This window comes from Armatimonadota bacterium (assembly GCA_013314775.1).
Lineage (GTDB): Bacteria > Armatimonadota > Zipacnadia > Zipacnadales > JABUFB01 > JABUFB01.
On record JABUFB010000012.1, the window covers coordinates 139,281 to 155,726 of the forward strand.

Sequence of the window (16,446 nt, forward strand, 5' to 3'; positions counted from 1 at the left end):
GCCCGTCCTTCCCCTGCCGTGAGAAAGGTAGATGAAGGACGCTCTGACAGTACCGGCGAAATCATCCGTGCCGCGCAATGGGTTGATTCTTGCGGCACAAGGGGTGACGACACATGTGTCGAAGGCTGATCGGGATCGCCTGCCTCATGTTGGCCGCAGTTTCGGCCGCAGATCAGGACGAGGTGAGGACAATGACGGCGGATGAACTCGCAAGTTGGCAGCGCTGGCTCTGCCCCTTACCAAAGCAGGTGGAGTTGACCGGCAAGGTCACCGTTCCCGTGGAGCGCCTGCGGGTGCGGACAAATGACCCCGCGACCGTGCTCGATGGTCAACTGGGGGTGGAACTTGCCGGGGCGTTGGAGGCGAAGACTGGCGTGAAGCCCGATCTCGCCGCGGAGGCGGCACCGGGCGACTTCGTGCTGGACTTCCGCCGGCGAGAGCAGGACAAGACGCTTCTGGCGGACAAGGCGCATCCTGACCAGGCGTACATTCTGGAGACGGTTACTGAAGACGGCCAGGTCACCCTCACCTGCCGGGCATTGAGTGAGACCGGCAGTATGTTCGGAATGCGGACACTGATCCAGTTGCTGGTTGCGTCGGCGCAGGGAACCGGCCAGGAAGTCACAGTAGATATCCCGGTGGGGAAGATCACCGACTGGCCGGACCTGGAAGAGCGCGGACAATGGGGCGGCAGCGTGGTGCAGGACCTGGAATGGCTAGCCGGGTTCAAACACAACTTGATCGAGCTGCACGCCAAGTTGAGCATCGACGACCAGGGGGTAGCCCACGCGACGATGGATCAGGCCGTCATGCAACGCGCCCGAGCGCTGGGCGTTCGCGTGGTGCCTATCATCCACCACCTCGAACAGCTTGAGGACACCGGACTGTTCAAGTTCTACCCGCAACTCCGGGCCACGAACGTCGAAAACAAAAACTCGACCCTCAAGCCCATCTGCTTCTCTCAGCCGGACCTGGTGAAGCCGCTGTCCCAATGGCTCACCGAACTGGGGCAGATCCCCGACGTGTCTGAAGTGATGATCTGGCTGTCCGAGGAGGGGAAGGGCTGCGGGTGCGACGCCTGCAAACAGGTCGATCGCTTCGTGAACGAACTGAATGCGTGCGTGGCAGCCTGGCGGGTTGCAAAGGAGACATGCCCCGATCTTGGTCTGCGCGTTCTCCTGACCCAGGCGAGTTACCCGTCGAATGAGGCGGTGCTCAAGGCCTTGCCCGAAGACGTGAAGGTCTCGTACTACGATGGCGGACGAACTTACAACACCGACCGCGCCCCCATGATCTATCCGGTGCTGGAAGAGTATCTCAGCAAGGGGCGCTGGCTAGGCGTTTATCCCACACTCTCGTCCAACTGGCTGAGCGTGGCGCCCTTCAGCAACCCGGAGTTCGTGAAGTACAGGATGACCGAATTCGTGGACAAGGGCCTGCACTGCCTTGTGGCCTACGTCGTTCCCGCTGCTTGGCTGTACCGAGTGAACACCGAGGCGGGGCTTGAGTGGTCCTGGAACGCTCACGGACGTTCGGAGCGGGAGTTCGCAGTGAGTTTTGCTGTGCGTCACGGAATACCGGACCCGGAGAAGTTCGCGGACTGGACAGAGCTTGTCGGGCCCCCCGCGTGGGACCTGTATGCGTCAAGGTTCCCCTACCTTGAGAACTGGGGTGCACCCACTGCGAAAATCGCCTCCGGCAGGATGAAGGTCGGCCTGGGGCAGTCTATTTTCGCAGCCTTCCAGTCTCCCGAGCAGTTCGAGAGAAATCTGATGCAACTCGATGAAGCACTGGCGCTCGCGCGAGAAGTGGGTGACGACGAGTATATCGCCGAGACCGTGATCGTGCGGGGATATACCCAGACGCTGCAAGCAGTCTGGCAGCTAAGCCAGATCATGCGCGGCGATGAGGGCGTTGCGCCGGAGAACCTCGCGGCCGCCGAGAAATGGCTGAAGAGTTGCCAGGAGGGTCTGGACAGTCTCATCGCCGCGTATCCCACCTGGAGCGACGCGTGCCTGCCGGACGCGTCGGTGAGAAAGCCGGACCGGTACCTGGCCACGGTGAGGCTCATGGAGGAGCTGTCCGCGAACATGGGCGAGCTGATGGAGGAGATCGGGCTGGAGGATGTGAGAAAGCCCTACAGGATGCATGTGATCGGGTCGTGGAAGACAGCGGATTTTGCGGAACGGGGGGCAGTCACGAAGCGGCTTGACGTCACACAGTTCGTGAGAGGCGAGGGCACGTATTGGTTCCGACCTGCGTACAAGATGGGTTCGCTGGGGCTCATCGCGACCCAGGTCGCGCTGGTTTCCTATGCGAAAGATAAGCCGGACGAATTGCGCGAGGAAGCCGTTGACCGCCACGACTGCCATGCCGGCGCGTGGGTGAAAGACGACGTGTACCTGCTTCCCCTCAAGGAGTATGACCCAGAGCGTGGCTACGCGGTGCTCGCGAATGTGCGAGGCGGCGACTCCACAGAAGGCGACTTCCTGTTCCGGAAGGTAAAGGAGTAAGGGGAGGACGGCGAAGGCGGAAAGCGACGGCCGGGCGCGAAACGTGGCGTCCCTGCAGGCGGCAGTGCAAGAGCGCATTGGGTAAAGGCACCATCTCCCGATGCGGCCCGGAGCTGGATGCCGGTCCCCCAATGCGGACCCCGGCGACGGACAGATAGCGACGGTATGCAGACCCAACTGAACCGACATCAGGAGACCATCCATGTCCGAACGCAATTTCCAGTTCCGCCAGAGACTCAATCGCGTACACAGGCCAGACCGCCGCGACCCTGCCCTGACCCCGGCAGACAATGAGGTCGTCGTGGAGAAAGGCTGGCGCATTGCCATCCCCGAGGGGGCGTCCGAGTACATCACCGGCGTGGCGCAGGACCTGCAGGACTACTTCCTCACGAGCATGGGCGTCCCGACGCTGCTGGCTCCCGGCGAACAGGCCGGACCCGCCACCATCTGCCTGACCACGCGGGAAGCATCGCCAGATCTGGGAGCCGGGCTTGTGAAACCGCGCAGTTACCGACTCATCGCAGCAGATGGCGCCATTACCATTTGCGGGTTCGACGAGCGGGGCATCGGCCAGGGCTGTTACTGGCTGGAAGAGCTTATGAACCTGCGCGAGGCGCCCTTCGTGGAGCGGCAGGACATCACCCGCACCCCCATCTTCTCGCCGCGCATGGTGCACTCCGGCTGGGGCATCGACCAGTTCCCCGACCCGCACCTGAATGCCATCGCCCACGCGGGGATGGACGCAATCCTGGTGTTCGTCAAAGGCCCGGACATGACCACCACCGGGTACCTGGACCTGAACAATCTCGTGGACCGCGCCGCCCTGTTCGGTCTCGATGTGTATCTGTACAGCTATCTGATCAGCGAGAAACACCCCTCCGAACCCGATGCCGAAGAGTACTACGAGAGCACCTATGGCGCGCTCATGAAGGCCTGCCCGGGAGCCAGAGGTCTCATCTTCGTGGGTGAGTCCTGCGAGTTCCCCAGCAAGGACGAACATACCACCGGCAAGCTGCGCCTCGACCCCAGCGTGGACCGCACGGTGGACAAGCGCCCGAGCCCCGGCTGGTGGCCCTGTTTCGATTACCCGGAGTGGCTTGACCTGCTCAAGCGCATCTTGCGCAAGTACAATCCGAATCTGGACATCGTCTTCTGGACTTACAACTGGGGTTGGGCGCCCGAAGAGGACCGGCTCGCGCTGATTCGCTCCCTGCCCACCGACATCTCCCTCCAGGCGACCTTCGAGATGTTCGAAGACGTGGTGAAGGAGGGCATCGTCACCCGCTGCGTTGATTACACCGCGTCTTTCGCGGGACCAGGCAAGTACTTCAGCAGCGAGGCGCAGACCGCCCACGAGCGGGGCATTCCGCTGTACACCATGAGCAATACCGCGGGCCTGACGTGGGACATCGGCGTGATCCCGTACGAGCCCGTGCCCTTCCAGTGGGAGCGGCGCTACAAAGCTCTCCTGAAGGCGCGGGAGGATTGGGGCCTGGTGGGACTCATGGAATCCCATCACTATGGCTGGTGGCCGTCGGTGGTGAATGAACTTGCGAAATGGGCGTACTGGGAGCCGGCCACCGAGACGCGGGATATGGCGCTGAAACTCGCCGCGCGGGACTTCGGGCAGACCGCCGCACCCCTGGCAGTGGAGTGCTGGGATCACTGGAGCGAGGCGATCCTGGACTATGTGCCCACCAATGAGGACCAGTATGGCCCATTCCGCGTAGGCCCGGCTTACCCACTGCTGTTTCAGGTGGAGAAGGAGCCCTTCCCGGACGCCCCGTATGCGCACTTTGGCAACCGGATCCTGACCACCCACTACCGGCCCCACAAGCCCGAAGACTTGCCCACGGAGATCTTCCTGCTGGAGCGCATGAAAAGCCGCTGGGAGCAGGGCCTCGAGAAGCTCGAAGCTGCGGTCGCGGCCACACCCGAACGCAAGAGGCCCGAAGCAATGCGCATGCTGTGGCTGGGCAGGTTCATCCGCAACTGCGTGCAGACCACCATCAATACCAAGCGCTGGTGGCTGCTGAAACAGCGACTGGAGACCGAACCCGGGCAGGCCGATGCGATCCTGAATGAACTGGTCGCGCTGGGTGAAGCGGAGATCGCCAATGCGCAGGAGGCGATCCCGCTGGTTGAAGCGGATTCTCGCCTGGGCTGGGAGCCGAGCATGGAGTACATGTGCGATCGGGCGCATCTGGAGTGGAAGATCGCCCAGATGCGCGCGGTGATTGACGAGGAGATCCCCGAGTACCGCAAGAGTCTGGGAAGGTAGGGGAGAGGCTCTGCCGCCCCTGGCTATATGCGAGCGGCCCCTCCGGGGCCTGTAGGCGGAGAGCGGGGCACCGACGGGATTTGGTTACGAAACGCGGGTGCGGAACGCTAAGTCGCGGAGACCAAGACCGCACGGCCGTCGACTACTGCCCCGCGCTGAAGCACGGGGCTGCTTGGCCCAGAGCGACCAGATGTGGTCGTTCTGGGCCGATCGTCTCCCGGACGGTGAGGCCCGCTTGGCGTCCGCGAGGACGCCTGGCTCGACTCGAGCCCTCAGCCCCGTGCTTCGGCGCGGGGTGTCGACCACAGGAGACCCAATACCGATGATGCCGGAGCTTCCGGCCGATCAGCCCGACTGCCAGCGCTGGATGTGGATTGAGCTGATCGGCTTCGACAACACAGTTCCCGACTACAACGTGGCCGCGTTTCTCGACAACGCCGGGTTCGTGCCCGATGGCCTGTCGATTCTCTTCTCCACGCCAGACTTCGTTCACCTGCACGATGGTCTCGAGCGCGAGGTGGTGTTCCCGCCGGATTACTGCTCATACGCGGGCAAGCCCTACAACGTGGAACGCGAGAGGCAGGCCTGGACGAACCATCAGCTCAAGGGACTCGTGGACGAACTCGGACGACACGGCGTCCCGGTCTACTTCACTCTCTTCAACCTTTTCGTCAGCGAAATCGACGGTGAACTGTACCGCAGCCCGTGGTGCGACGCTCACCCGGAACTGATGGAGTTCACGCGCGACGGCCAGTCCGCCCAGTGCCTCAACCCGCTCAAGCGATTCCCCGACGGGAGTCACTATGAGGACTTTCTGGTGTCGCGGCTGGTGGACGTGGCTGAGGACTACGGTTTCGCAGGAGTTCACGCGGCCGACGGCTACAGCAGCCCGCGCCTGCCTATCTGGATGGCGGATTACTCGGACGATATGACGGAACAGTTCGTGAGCATGATGGGTGTGGAGTTGCCTGAGAAGGTCCAGCCGGGCGCGGACCTCGAACCGTCCCCGGAGTTGATCCGCGCCCGGGCGGACTTCATCTGGACCAACTTGCGCCGGGAATGGTGCGAGTTCTACGCCCGGCGGTTCGAAGGGCTCTACACCAAGATCTGTTCCGCAATGCACGAGATCGGCCGGCAGGTCACCTTCAACAACGCCTGGACCCGCGACCCCTTCGAAGCGTACGACCGCTATGGCATCGACTACCGCAGGATCGCCCGGGCAGGGGTGGACCGGTTCTTCCTGGAAACCGTGGGCGCGGGGGTGTCCATTGGCGCGGAAAGCGGGTTCCGGGCCGACCTGCGCCATGAGCTCAATTTCATGCTCGCATTCACCAGAGCCTGCATTCCGGACATGCCTCTTCAGTGCCTCAACGCCACCGGAGACACCACGGAGAACTGGGACGTGCTCAACCATGCCCCACCCGTGAGTGAGCGGGAGATCCTCACCCTCGGGCACATGTTCCTGCAGGATGACCGCGGTTTCCGGCACGCCTCGGACGGGCCGCTGGTGTGTCTCGCGGATGGCATCAACGGCCCCCAGTGGAGGTGGCTACGGGAGAACTGGGTAGCGGCGTACGAGAGCCTGCCGGCGCGGGTGCTCGGGGCAACGGTGGTGTGGTCTCAGGCGGCGCTGGACGCCGAGATTGCGGATTACCCGGCGCGCCGGATACTGTCCCGGCAGCAGATCGCTGGGCGTCTGCAGAAGCTGGGCGCGCCCCTGCAGGTGGTGGTAGACGCCCGGCACGTATCCGCGTCGCGCGGGTGCCTGCTGGTGCCGAGGCCGGAGTTGCTGCCGGAAGACGAGCTGAAGCAGCTCCTGGAGTACCCGCACGGCCCGGTGGTGATGATTGGGCGGCAGGGAACCGACCTGCCCGGCGCGGAGCCGGCTTTCGCCGAAGGAACTGGGCCTGACCAGCTTGCCTGCTGGGTCTACAACGCGGGACGGGAACTGGTGTCGCCGGCCCTCGAACCCACCGCGCAGGCGGACCTGCCCGCCGAGATTCCGAACCCGCCCAACTACCTGCATGGCCTTTACTACCGCCCGGTGAGCCAGGGGTTCCTGCAGGCCTGTGCCGATCTCCTGGTCGAGTTGACTGACGTCCCCCGGGTTATGGGAGATGAGCCGGACCTGCGCCTGCTGGCCTTCGAGACGCAGGATAGCTCGGTGCGCATCCTGGTGGGCAACGAGGCGCACTTCTACGTAGTGGGCCGGATCGATATGCTGCGCGAAGTGCGCACAGTGAGCATTCGCAGCCACTTTCCGGGCAGGCCGATCCCGTATGACGGCCGCATCATCGAAGTGCGCGTGCCGCCACGGGGGATGGTTGCGCTGGACGTCGAGGTGGTGTGAAGAGGTCGGAATCTGCCGCCCATTCTGCGGGCTGTAAGGCAATCGTGGGTGCCACTGCTTCCCGCGAAGTGGAAGCAGTGCTTTGTCAGCGTGTCACACCAGGCGGTGCGTGGTGTGACACACGCCCGCAAACCAACAGCACAGGTCCTACCGATCCCTCCGTCGAACTGCGTCTGAGCCATCCCAATCACACGCCGAGACCGTTTACATACAACAGGAGACCCGCAAATGCCACTGATTGACATGCCGCTGGACAAGCTGGTGCAGTATGAAGGACGCAATCCGCGCCCGGCCGATTTCGACCAGTACTGGGATGACGCCCTTGCCGAGATGCGCGCCGTGGATGCCAACGTGTCTCTCGAGCCCGCACCCTTCCAGGTGCCCGGAGCGGAGTGCTTTGACCTGTGGTTCACCGGCGTGCGTGGAGCGCGCATACATGCCAAGTATCTGCGCCCGAAGAGCGCGGACAAGCCCCATCCGGCCGCCTGCATGTTCCATGGATACACCGGAAGCTCGGGGGACTGGTTCGACAAGCTGAGCTATGTCGCAATGGGCTTCAGCATCGCCGCGCTGGACTGCCGCGGACAGGGCGGCAAGTCCGAAGACACCGGCGGTGTCAAAGGCAATACCCACCGCGGCCACATCATTCGCGGCCTGGACGATGAGAAACCGCACAATCTCCTGTTCCGCCATATCTACCTGGACACCGCGCAGCTCGCGGGCATCGTCATGGGTTTCGACGAGGTGGATGCGGAGCGCGTCTGCGCCATCGGCGGCTCCCAGGGCGGCGGTCTGACCCTCGCCTGCGCTGCGCTTGAGCCCCGCATCCGCAAAGCCGCGCCAGTTTTCCCCTTCTTGTGCGACTACCTGCGGGTCTGGGAGATGGACCTCGCGCAGGGCGCATACGAGGAACTGCGAACATACTTGCGGATGTTCGACCCAACTCACGAGCGCAAGGACGAGATATTCACGCGCCTGGGATACATCGATGTTCAGTTCCTGGCGCCGAGGATCAGAGCCGAAGTGCTGATGGGCGTTGGGCTCATGGACACCATCTGCCCGCCATCGACCCAGTACGCGGCCTTCAACAAGATCACCTCGCCGAAGCGGGCTATCATCTACCCGGACTTCGGCCATGAGGGTCTGCCGGGCTTCTATGACAAGGCCTTCGAATTCATGAGCAATTGGTAGCGTATGCAAGCCGGCTGTGGGTGGCGACTGGAATCCGACCGTGTGGAGGCGTGACATGAAGTACGCAATCGTGGCCGGTCTAGGGCTGGTGCTTCTGTGTGCAAGCGCGACCTGCCGGCAAGTGGAGCAACGCGCGGTCTGGGCGCATTTCTCTGACATCAAAGACCCGGAGACACTCCAGAAATCGGTGGATCGCATCGCCGCGGCGGGCATGAACGCGATCTACATCCTCGTTTGGTACAACGGCGGACAGGCTACTTACGTGAGCGATATCTGCCCCATGCAGAGCGGAACGCCCGAGGGGTTCGACCCACTGGGCGCACTCATCGAGGCGGCCAAACCCAGGGGCATCGACGTCCACGCCTGGTTCGTGAATGGGAGCTACGGCCACACGCGCCCCGGCTTCGTTTTTGCCAAGCATCCAGACTGGGAACTGCAGAGCGGAAGCGACTCGGGCGACGGGTGGTACGACCTGGGCAAGTCCGAAGTGCGCGCTTTCCAGCGAGACGTGATGCTGGAGTGCCTGCGCAGGTACGACGTGGCAGGCATCCACTTTGACTATATCCGCTTCAACGGACGGGGCATGTGCTACTGCGATGAATGCCAAAGGCAGGTGCAGGAGCAGTTCGGGATCCCACCGGTGTCGGCTGCGAATCCGACCTTCCCGCTGGCCAGCCAGATGAGTGGCAACCCGGTGGGTAAGGTCAGCACCGCGCAGGTGCTGGCGACCTTTGAAGATGGCGTCCCGGCGATCACCCTCAACAAGCTCGGCGAAGGCGAAGCCGCGCTGTTCAACTGGCAGGCGGAGAACACCGGGAATAGGGCGGTTCCGGAGATCGCGGCCAAGTTGCTGGAACGTTTCGGCGCGACCGGCGATACCGTCTACCAGGTGCGCAACACGCCCACTACCGACCGCTATGGGCTGGGCAGTCAGCAGAAGGGCATGGATTGGGTGCGCGGTATGGGCTGCAAGGTTGCGGCGGTCACCGATGCCGAGCTTGAGAAGGTCCCGGCCGGGGCGACCGTGCTCTTCACCGCGCAGTATCTGATCCCGCCCGAGACCGCGGCTTGGCTGGAGCGGCACGTGAGCGCCGGCGGGAACGCCCTGTTCGTGGACGGCCCGATATTCTCCATCAAGGAGCCCGCCTTGCAGCGAGTGCTGGGGCTGACCGGACCGGAGCGATACTTCAGCGCCATGCGCGTCATAAGTCCCGCGCCGGACCAGGACCTGATCATTCCCGGGCCACCGGTGGACCCGGAAATGGAGATGAAGCGCGCTGCTGCCTGGGAGCAGTTCCGGCGAAGCGTGGTGACCGATCTCGTGCGCCAGGTCTACCGGGGCGCGAAGCAGATCAAGCCCGAGGCCCAGGTCTCCGCGGCGGTCTTCTACAACCGGGCTGCCGCGGACAGCGTCTGCCAGGACTGGTACGGCTGGCTGAGTGAGGGCATCATCGACTACGTGCTGCCCATGGCCTACACCGAAGACAACGCGAAGCTCGCCGAGGCGCTGGACGAGTGGACGGCCTTCGACCCGGAACTGGCGCGGATCATCCCCGGGCTTTCCATCTACTCGAAGTCCGGCGGCGGCAGGACCGTCACCCGCGATCTGGACCTCGTGAAGCAGCAGGTGGATCTCTGCCGGTCCTACAACGCGCGGGGAAACTGTTTCTTTGCGCTGGCTTACCTCAATGATGCTCTGCGCGACCAGTTCGCGGCGGGCCCATACGCTGAGCCTGCTGAGGCCTACTACCCGCCTGCGAGGTGAGGGTGGGAAGCCCGGGTAGGAGGGGGACTCTTCCTGCCCGGCGGATTGCCGTCCGACCATCCGTCTCGCGCATCGGGGGCAATTCCCGCCATGCCCGACACTCCCGGGCAATCTCGCTTGTCCATTCCCGATGCCGTCCGCGACCTATACCACTGCGCCACTTACAAGACGCAGGCCCGTCGCGAGCTCATCGCCCCCCCGGATGTTGCAGTCGAAAATCATTGCCCCGGCAGGGGGGCAGATCAATACTTCGCCGTCGAGGAGAGGTTACACCATGAGCGACAAGATCAGGATCGGTTGGGCAAGTCGTGACATTACGCCGGATCGCCCCGTGTCGCTGCGAGGCCTATTCAACCTGCGCATTGCCACACGGGTGCAGGACCCGCTGACCCTCACCGCCCTGGCCATCGAAAGCGGGGGCGAGCAGGCGATCATCGTCTCCATCGACACCTGCGCTGTGGATGATGAATTGCTGGCGAGCAGCCGTGAAAAAGTCGCCGAGAGACTGCCCGGCTTCGATCCCCGCAAGCTCATCGCCAGCGCAACGCACACCCACACCGCGCCTTTCGTGGGCGGCGCAATCGGCCTGCAAAAGGACACGGACTACCTGGACGACATCGTGGCGAGGTACCCGGACTACATGCCGACATCGGAGTACACGGACGTGGTGGTCAATGCGCTTGTCGATGCCGTGTGCGAGGCGTGGGAGAACCGGACGGAAGGTCTTGTCGGCTGGGGATACTCATACGCGGTGGTAGGCGAGAACAGGCGTGTGCGCTACTTCGACGATCGAGCCATGATGTACGGGAGCACCGCCGCCGCCGATTTCTCGCACATCGAGGGCCACGTGGACCACGGCGTTTACCTTCTTTTCACCTACGACCCAGAGCAGAATCTCACGGGGGTTCTCGTGAACGTCGCCTCACCGTCGCAGGCGAGTGAGAGCGGGCAGGATTTCGTCTCCGCCGACTTCTGGCACGATGTGCGGGTGGAACTGCGCAAGCGCTATGGTGAGAGCCTGTTTGTGCTGCCTCAGTGCTCGGCGGCGGGAGACCAGTCGCCTCACCGCCTGATCCACACCCGTGCCGAGCAGCGCATGCTGGCGCTCAAGTACGGCGAGGGCCGTGGCAGGCCGCTCAATGACGCTCTGCGGCTGGATATCGCAAAGCGCATCGCGTACGCCGTGGATGATGCCGAGCCCGCGGTGCGCAAGGACTTGCGCGACGAGGCGGTGCTGAAGCACGAGTACCGCGACCTGGAACTGCCCCATTGGAATGTGACTGAGAAGGAGTACGAATCCGCCCGGGCGGAGATGGACGAACTGGCCGCGAAGCTCGAGGGCCTCGAGGGGGGTGACCGACTGGACAGCACTTACACCGCGCTTCGCTCGCGAATCGGTTGGTGCAAGCGGGCAGTTGACCGTTATGAAAACCCGCTGCCCTTTGTGCCCATCGAGATGAACGTGGTTCGCCTGGGCGATGTGGCTTTCGTGACCTCGCCCTTCGAGTACTACCTGGATTTCGGCGACCGGATCAAGGGACGCTCGGCTGCTGTGCAGACCTTCGTGGTGCAGCTGTCCGGCGGCGGCAGCTATCTCGCCACCGAGCGCGCCGCCAGTGGCCTGAGCTACGGAGCGGTGCCCGCAAGCTGCAAGGTCTCCCCCGCTGGTGGCCAGGTGATCGTAGACGAGGCGGTCGCCATCATCGAGAGGATGTTCGGGGAGGAGTAGAGACGGGCGAATTTGCTCCCCGGGAAACGGGGAACGGACATTTGGGTTCGCATCGTCACCGAACCCGCTGCCTGTGTTCGTTTCCCCTGCTTTCAGCCCTCCAGGCTGGCGAAGTCCAGCCGGATCACCGGCACCGTGCCCGGCATCTCGTCCAGCGGCAGATTCCGCAGGCGCAGGCAGGGACCTGCAGCGTGACGCGCGGGTGTCAGGTCGATGCTCGTCTCCACTGACGCGCCGGTGTTCAGCAGAACCGCGCTCTCCGGGAGCACCGCGAACGGCGGCAGATACAGTGCCGTGCCCACCGCAGGCCGATGCAGGTGGACGTAGAGCGTGCTTCCCTTCCGCGTGACGAGCACGGTTCGGTTGTCGGTCACTCCCGGCGCGGGTTCGGCACCCTCGAAGGCCTCGCGCACCGTCTTGTACCAGTGGCCCACCGGCTCCAGCACGCGGAGCGCCTCTTCCGGGAATGTGCCGTCCCCGCGCGGCCCGGGGTTCAGCAGGTAGTTGCCCCCTTTCGCGAGGATCTTGTCCATACTGCGCACTAGGTGGGCGACGGTGTAGTAGTCCTCATCCGCGCGGTAGCCCCAGCTTTCCATGCCCACAGACTGGCACGCCTCAGTGGGTCGGTCGAAGACCAGCACCTCGTCCACCGCGCGTTCGTACTCGCGTTCGGGGGTGTCGAAGTCTCCCTCGCCGAACCCGCGGCCGTTGATGACCGCCGACGGCTGCAACTCCCGGATCAGCGCATTGAACCGCGGGTCACGGTGCTCGATGACATTGGCATCCCACCAGAACCCATGAATCTCTCCATAGCGGGTACACAGTTCGCGCACCTGGGCTTCGACATACGCCAGGTACTTGCCGAGGTCGGGCTCGTCGCCCGGGTCGGGGGCAGGAAGCTCGTAGGAACGCCCCGCGCTGGGGTAGTGGGGGTGGTGCATGTCGGCGACCGAGTAGTACAGGCAAAGGGGGAAGCCGCGCCGGTGACAGGCATCGGCAAGCATCGTCAGCACGTCTCGACCGTAAGGCGTGCGGGTCACCTTGTACTCGGTCTCGTCGCTGTCCCACATGCAGAAGCCGTCTATGTGCTTGGTGGTGAAGCACAGATAGCTCATTCCAGCGTTTTCGGCAATGTCCAGCCACGCGTCGGGGTCGAAGCGCTGTGGATCGAACTGGTGGATCTGCGCGGCGTAATGGTCCCGCGGGATGCTGCGGCGGAACTGATCCTGCTCATGCCATCCCCCAAGCGCGTACAGGCCCCAGTGAACGAACAGCCCGAAGCGGTGCTCGAAGAACCAGTCGCGCGCGTCGCCGAAACTGAAGGACATGATGCCTCCCGAAGCCCGTGGGTTTGGTGTATTGTACCAGAACGAAGGACAGACGGGCCAGGACGCACGTCCCACGCGTCAGCCTGGACCACCGCTGCCCCACCCACCGCCACGAAAGGGCTGGACCCAACCAGACCATGACCCCACGAGAGCGCTTTCTCGGTGTCGCGGACGGCACACTCACCAATCACCTGTACCTCGCCCTGAACCTCAATGTTGGGTGGTTCATGGAGGAGACCCTGGAGCGCTGGTACGGGGAAGGACTCCCGGCGGGTGCTGATCTGGCTGAGCACTTCGGTCTGGACCGCGTATTCTTCACCGGCGGCGCACCGTACAGCCCGATGCCCGCCTTCGAAGAGGAAGTCCTGTCCGAGGACGCCGAGACCCGGGTGGTGCGCGACAGGCTCGGCGCGACCCTGCGTGTGTTCAAGCAGGACACCGCGTCGAAGATGCCCCAGTGGCTCGAATACCCCATCAAGACCCGCGACGACTGGCTTGCGTTCCGCGAGCGCCTCGACCCGAACACGCCGGCACGATACCCGAAAGACTGGGACGAGTTCGAGCGCAAGTGGGCAGAGCGGGACCAACCCCTGGGCCTTGCCCCCGGCAGCTTCTTCGGACACACACTGCAGCGTTGGGTGGGCACCGAACACCTCTGCATCCTCTTTTGCGAGCAGCCCGAGTTCGTACACGAAATGATGGAATATCTCGAAGGCTTCTTCCTCGCGCTGATTGAACCGTTCCTGCAGCGCGCGCAGTTCGATTTCGCGTCTTTCGGCGAGGACATCGCTTACAAAGGCCGCAGCTTCATCTCCCCGCGGATGTTCCGCGAGTTCATCCAGCCCCACTACCGCAGCATCACCCATGCCCTCCGGGCCAAAGGGGTCCGCACCATTTTCGTGGACAGCGACGGCTGCATCGATGAGCTGATCCCGCTGTGGATGGAGGTCGGCATCAACGGTTTCTCGCCGCTGGAAATCGCGGCGGGGACTGACCCGCTGGCTCTGAAGCGTGAGTACGGGCGCGACATCGTGCTCGCCGGGGGCATCGACAAACGTGCGCTGGCGCGGGGGACAGACGCTATCGATGCTGAAGTGGAGAAGGCCCGGCGCCTGCTGGAACTGGGCGGCTACTTCCCGATGGTAGACCACTCAACGCCACCGGATGTGCCCCTGTGGGCCTTCGAGTACCTGTTGGAAAGGCTGAGGGGATAGGCGTGTCGCGGGACAGCTATTCGCCGAGCGTGTGCGCTTGTACCGTGATCTGCGCCGGGTCGGCCTGCCCGAGATGATGAACCGCGCACGCCGCCTGAAGATACTGTCGCGCGATGTCCAGAGAAGAAGTGTCGCGCTGCTCTTCGATCATTTTTCCGGCCAGGATGTTCAGCCCCGTCACGTCCAGCGCCACGCAGTCCGTGGATGCCAGGACTTTGCCGCAGTTCCAGTACGGCGGCATGCGCGCCAGGCCGGGCTCCACGTTGGGCTGCAGGGCGTCGAGAATGTGAAGGCGGAACTTGAGGCGCACCGAGGGCCGCGCTGCTGCCAGCGCCAGTTGGTCCGGGGCCGACATCAATTGGAGTCTGTCAGCGCGCGGGACGCAGGCCAGTTGGGTGCTGGTGGCTCCCCACATGCCCAGTTGCCGGTCCGCGCGCAGGCGGGCCAGGCTGATGAGCACATCGCATTCCTCGAGCACAATCCGGCTGATGCCGCCCCGGAAGCCCTCGGATTCGGCGCCCATGGTCCGCACGCCGTCGGGGTCCTTGCGCACGAGAAGCCCCGCTGAGAAGAGGGATGTCTCGCTATCGGCCCATACCGTGATGGATGCGGGGCGAACGCCCGCTCGAACCAGACGGTCGATGAGCGCGTCCAGCAAAGCCAGCGAGGCCGGCGGGTACTGGGCGTCCAGCAATATTCCCACCCGTTCGCCCTGACCGGACAGCGAACCCCACGCCTCCTGGAACTTGCGCGTTCCGGTGGCATCCATCACCGCGCGGTCCAGCATCTGTGCAACCACGCGGTAGCTCTGTTTACCCAGCGGGTACACGCTTGCCGGTGCGAGAATGGATGGGGCTTCGAGAAAGTTGGCGGCGCTGACCTCGGCAACGATGGCAGGGCCGGGCACCCGTCCCGGGTTGGCAAGGACAGGTAGCGGGGCAAGAATGGCCCCAATCAGGACTGCTGCCGTCATTACTGCGGCCGATCTTCCCATGGGTGAGTTGCCGCGGCCAGGCTTTTCCCGCGCCTCCAGGTATTGGACAGGCCTGTCGCGTACGGGTTTCCAGCGGGGCAGACAGGACGGACGCAGTCACCTGGCGAGATGCAGGGTCACGCGCCCGTCCGTGGATCAGACAATCACGGGGGAGCTACTCACGACTGTCCGGAGCGGATGCGGTCCACCATCGCCTGCACGGTCTCGAGCGCTTTTGCTGCCAGACTGTCGATGAGTTCCGGCGACATCTCCGCCTTCTTGTTCGGGCCCTCGAAGCGTTCCACCGGGCAGGGACCGCTGAAGCCAAACTCGGACAATGTGCGCAGCATGGATTCGTGGTCCACGTCGCCCTCGCCTATGTACGGGAAGAGCGGGTTCGCGCGGGGACCGACGTGGTCCTTGATGCACAGGGCCACAGTGATGTCCGCGCACAGGCGAATGTCCTCGGCCGGGTCCACGCCCTCATAGAAGTGGACATTGCCTCCGTCATAACAGATGCGGAAGTGCGTAGAGCCCACGCGTTCCACAGCTTCCCGGCAGCGGCTTGCAGTGGCAGTGATGCCCGTGTGGGGCTTGGAGACCAGCATCACATCCATTTCTTCGGCATACTTCACCACGGGCGCCACCGCTTCAAACCACTCGTCGGTCATCCGCGCCCAGACATCAGCCGGGTGCTTCTCGTCCGGCCAGCTCTTGTACTCCCACGGGCCGATCACGAGTATCTGCGGCACGCCCATGAGCTTCGCCTGGTCGATGCGCCTGCGGAACAAGTCCTGACCGCCTTCAGCAGTAAGGGCGATAGCGCGGGGCTGGAACATCATCACCGGCTCAAGCCCGGCGTCTCGCACGATGCGCCCCAGTTCGCCGATGCGCGCATCGTCATCATACGATCCGGGGGTCTCGATTCCCTCGTGGGTCGTCCCGAATGCCAGGTATCTGTATCCGGCGCGGGCGATCCCTTCGACGGCGCGAGAGAAAGGCAGTTCCGAGTAGGGCAGAGTCATGCAGGCGATCTTCGGGTCGAACATGCCGGCCTCCGGGCGACGTGGAATCAGTCAGCCGCGCGGAGAGCCCGTGAAGG

The 16,446-nt window shown here is 63.9% G+C and carries 10 protein-coding genes; 7 read left to right on the top strand and 3 right to left on the bottom strand.

Features of this window, described 5'->3' with window-relative positions; all coding sequences use genetic code 11:
* Positions 1-113 precede the first annotated feature (113 nt).
* The 6 genes from HPY44_16445 to HPY44_16470 all read left to right on the top strand — a co-directional run bounded on the left by HPY44_16445 (position 114) and on the right by HPY44_16470 (position 11,829).
* Complete coding sequence (locus tag HPY44_16445) at positions 114-2,513, top strand: hypothetical protein (protein NSW57601.1); 2,400 nt, start codon at positions 114-116, stop codon at positions 2,511-2,513.
* Positions 2,514-2,715: 202 nt separating this feature from the next.
* The gene (locus HPY44_16450) at positions 2,716-4,794 is read left to right on the top strand and encodes a hypothetical protein (protein NSW57602.1); all 2,079 of its coding nucleotides are present in this window, start codon (positions 2,716-2,718) and stop codon (positions 4,792-4,794) included.
* Between the two features lie 322 nt (positions 4,795-5,116).
* Complete coding sequence (locus HPY44_16455) at positions 5,117-7,144, top strand: hypothetical protein (protein NSW57603.1); 2,028 nt, start codon at positions 5,117-5,119, stop codon at positions 7,142-7,144.
* 228 nt (positions 7,145-7,372) lie between these two features.
* Entirely contained in the window at positions 7,373-8,335 is a 963-nt protein-coding gene (locus HPY44_16460; GenBank protein NSW57604.1) for an acetylxylan esterase, read from the top strand.
* A 55-nt stretch (positions 8,336-8,390) separates the two neighbouring features.
* Positions 8,391-10,100: a family 10 glycosylhydrolase gene (locus HPY44_16465; protein ID NSW57605.1), complete on the top strand. Its 1,710-nt coding sequence runs from the start codon at positions 8,391-8,393 to the stop codon at positions 10,098-10,100.
* Between the two features lie 274 nt (positions 10,101-10,374).
* Entirely contained in the window at positions 10,375-11,829 is a 1,455-nt protein-coding gene (locus HPY44_16470; GenBank protein ID NSW57606.1) for a hypothetical protein, read from the top strand.
* A 92-nt stretch (positions 11,830-11,921) separates the two neighbouring features.
* On the opposite strand, the gene HPY44_16475 is transcribed toward HPY44_16470, so the two are convergent.
* Complete coding sequence (locus HPY44_16475) at positions 11,922-13,157, bottom strand: alpha-L-fucosidase (GenBank protein ID NSW57607.1); 1,236 nt, start codon at positions 13,155-13,157, stop codon at positions 11,922-11,924.
* A 137-nt stretch (positions 13,158-13,294) separates the two neighbouring features.
* On the opposite strand from HPY44_16475, the gene HPY44_16480 reads away from it, so the two are divergent.
* Positions 13,295-14,371 (top strand): hypothetical protein, encoded by a 1,077-nt coding sequence (locus HPY44_16480; protein ID NSW57608.1) that lies wholly within the window; start codon positions 13,295-13,297, stop codon positions 14,369-14,371.
* 16 nt (positions 14,372-14,387) lie between these two features.
* On the opposite strand, the gene HPY44_16485 is transcribed toward HPY44_16480, so the two are convergent.
* Together HPY44_16485 and HPY44_16490 are read right to left on the bottom strand one after the other, a co-directional pair.
* Positions 14,388-15,344 (bottom strand): DUF362 domain-containing protein, encoded by a 957-nt coding sequence (locus HPY44_16485; GenBank protein NSW57609.1) that lies wholly within the window; start codon positions 15,342-15,344, stop codon positions 14,388-14,390.
* 179 nt (positions 15,345-15,523) lie between these two features.
* Positions 15,524-16,393, bottom strand: coding sequence for a sugar phosphate isomerase/epimerase (locus HPY44_16490; GenBank protein ID NSW57610.1), 870 nt, complete (start codon positions 16,391-16,393; stop codon positions 15,524-15,526).
* Positions 16,394-16,446: the final 53 nt, after the last annotated feature.

Excerpts from the sequence above, each read along its gene's own strand:
- HPY44_16445 (NSW57601.1), top strand. The coding sequence starts at position 114 with ATGTGTCGAAGGCTGATCGGGATCGCCTGCCTCATGTTGGCCGCAGTT.
- HPY44_16450 (NSW57602.1), top strand. The coding sequence starts at position 2,716 with ATGTCCGAACGCAATTTCCAGTTCCGCCAGAGACTCAATCGCGTACAC.
- HPY44_16455 (NSW57603.1), top strand. The coding sequence starts at position 5,117 with ATGATGCCGGAGCTTCCGGCCGATCAGCCCGACTGCCAGCGCTGGATG.
- HPY44_16460 (NSW57604.1), top strand. The coding sequence starts at position 7,373 with ATGCCACTGATTGACATGCCGCTGGACAAGCTGGTGCAGTATGAAGGA.
- HPY44_16465 (NSW57605.1), top strand. The coding sequence starts at position 8,391 with ATGAAGTACGCAATCGTGGCCGGTCTAGGGCTGGTGCTTCTGTGTGCA.
- HPY44_16470 (NSW57606.1), top strand. The coding sequence starts at position 10,375 with ATGAGCGACAAGATCAGGATCGGTTGGGCAAGTCGTGACATTACGCCG.
- HPY44_16475 (NSW57607.1), bottom strand. The coding sequence starts at position 13,157 with ATGTCCTTCAGTTTCGGCGACGCGCGCGACTGGTTCTTCGAGCACCGC.
- HPY44_16480 (NSW57608.1), top strand. The coding sequence starts at position 13,295 with ATGACCCCACGAGAGCGCTTTCTCGGTGTCGCGGACGGCACACTCACC.
- HPY44_16485 (NSW57609.1), bottom strand. The coding sequence starts at position 15,344 with ATGACGGCAGCAGTCCTGATTGGGGCCATTCTTGCCCCGCTACCTGTC.
- HPY44_16490 (NSW57610.1), bottom strand. The coding sequence starts at position 16,393 with ATGTTCGACCCGAAGATCGCCTGCATGACTCTGCCCTACTCGGAACTG.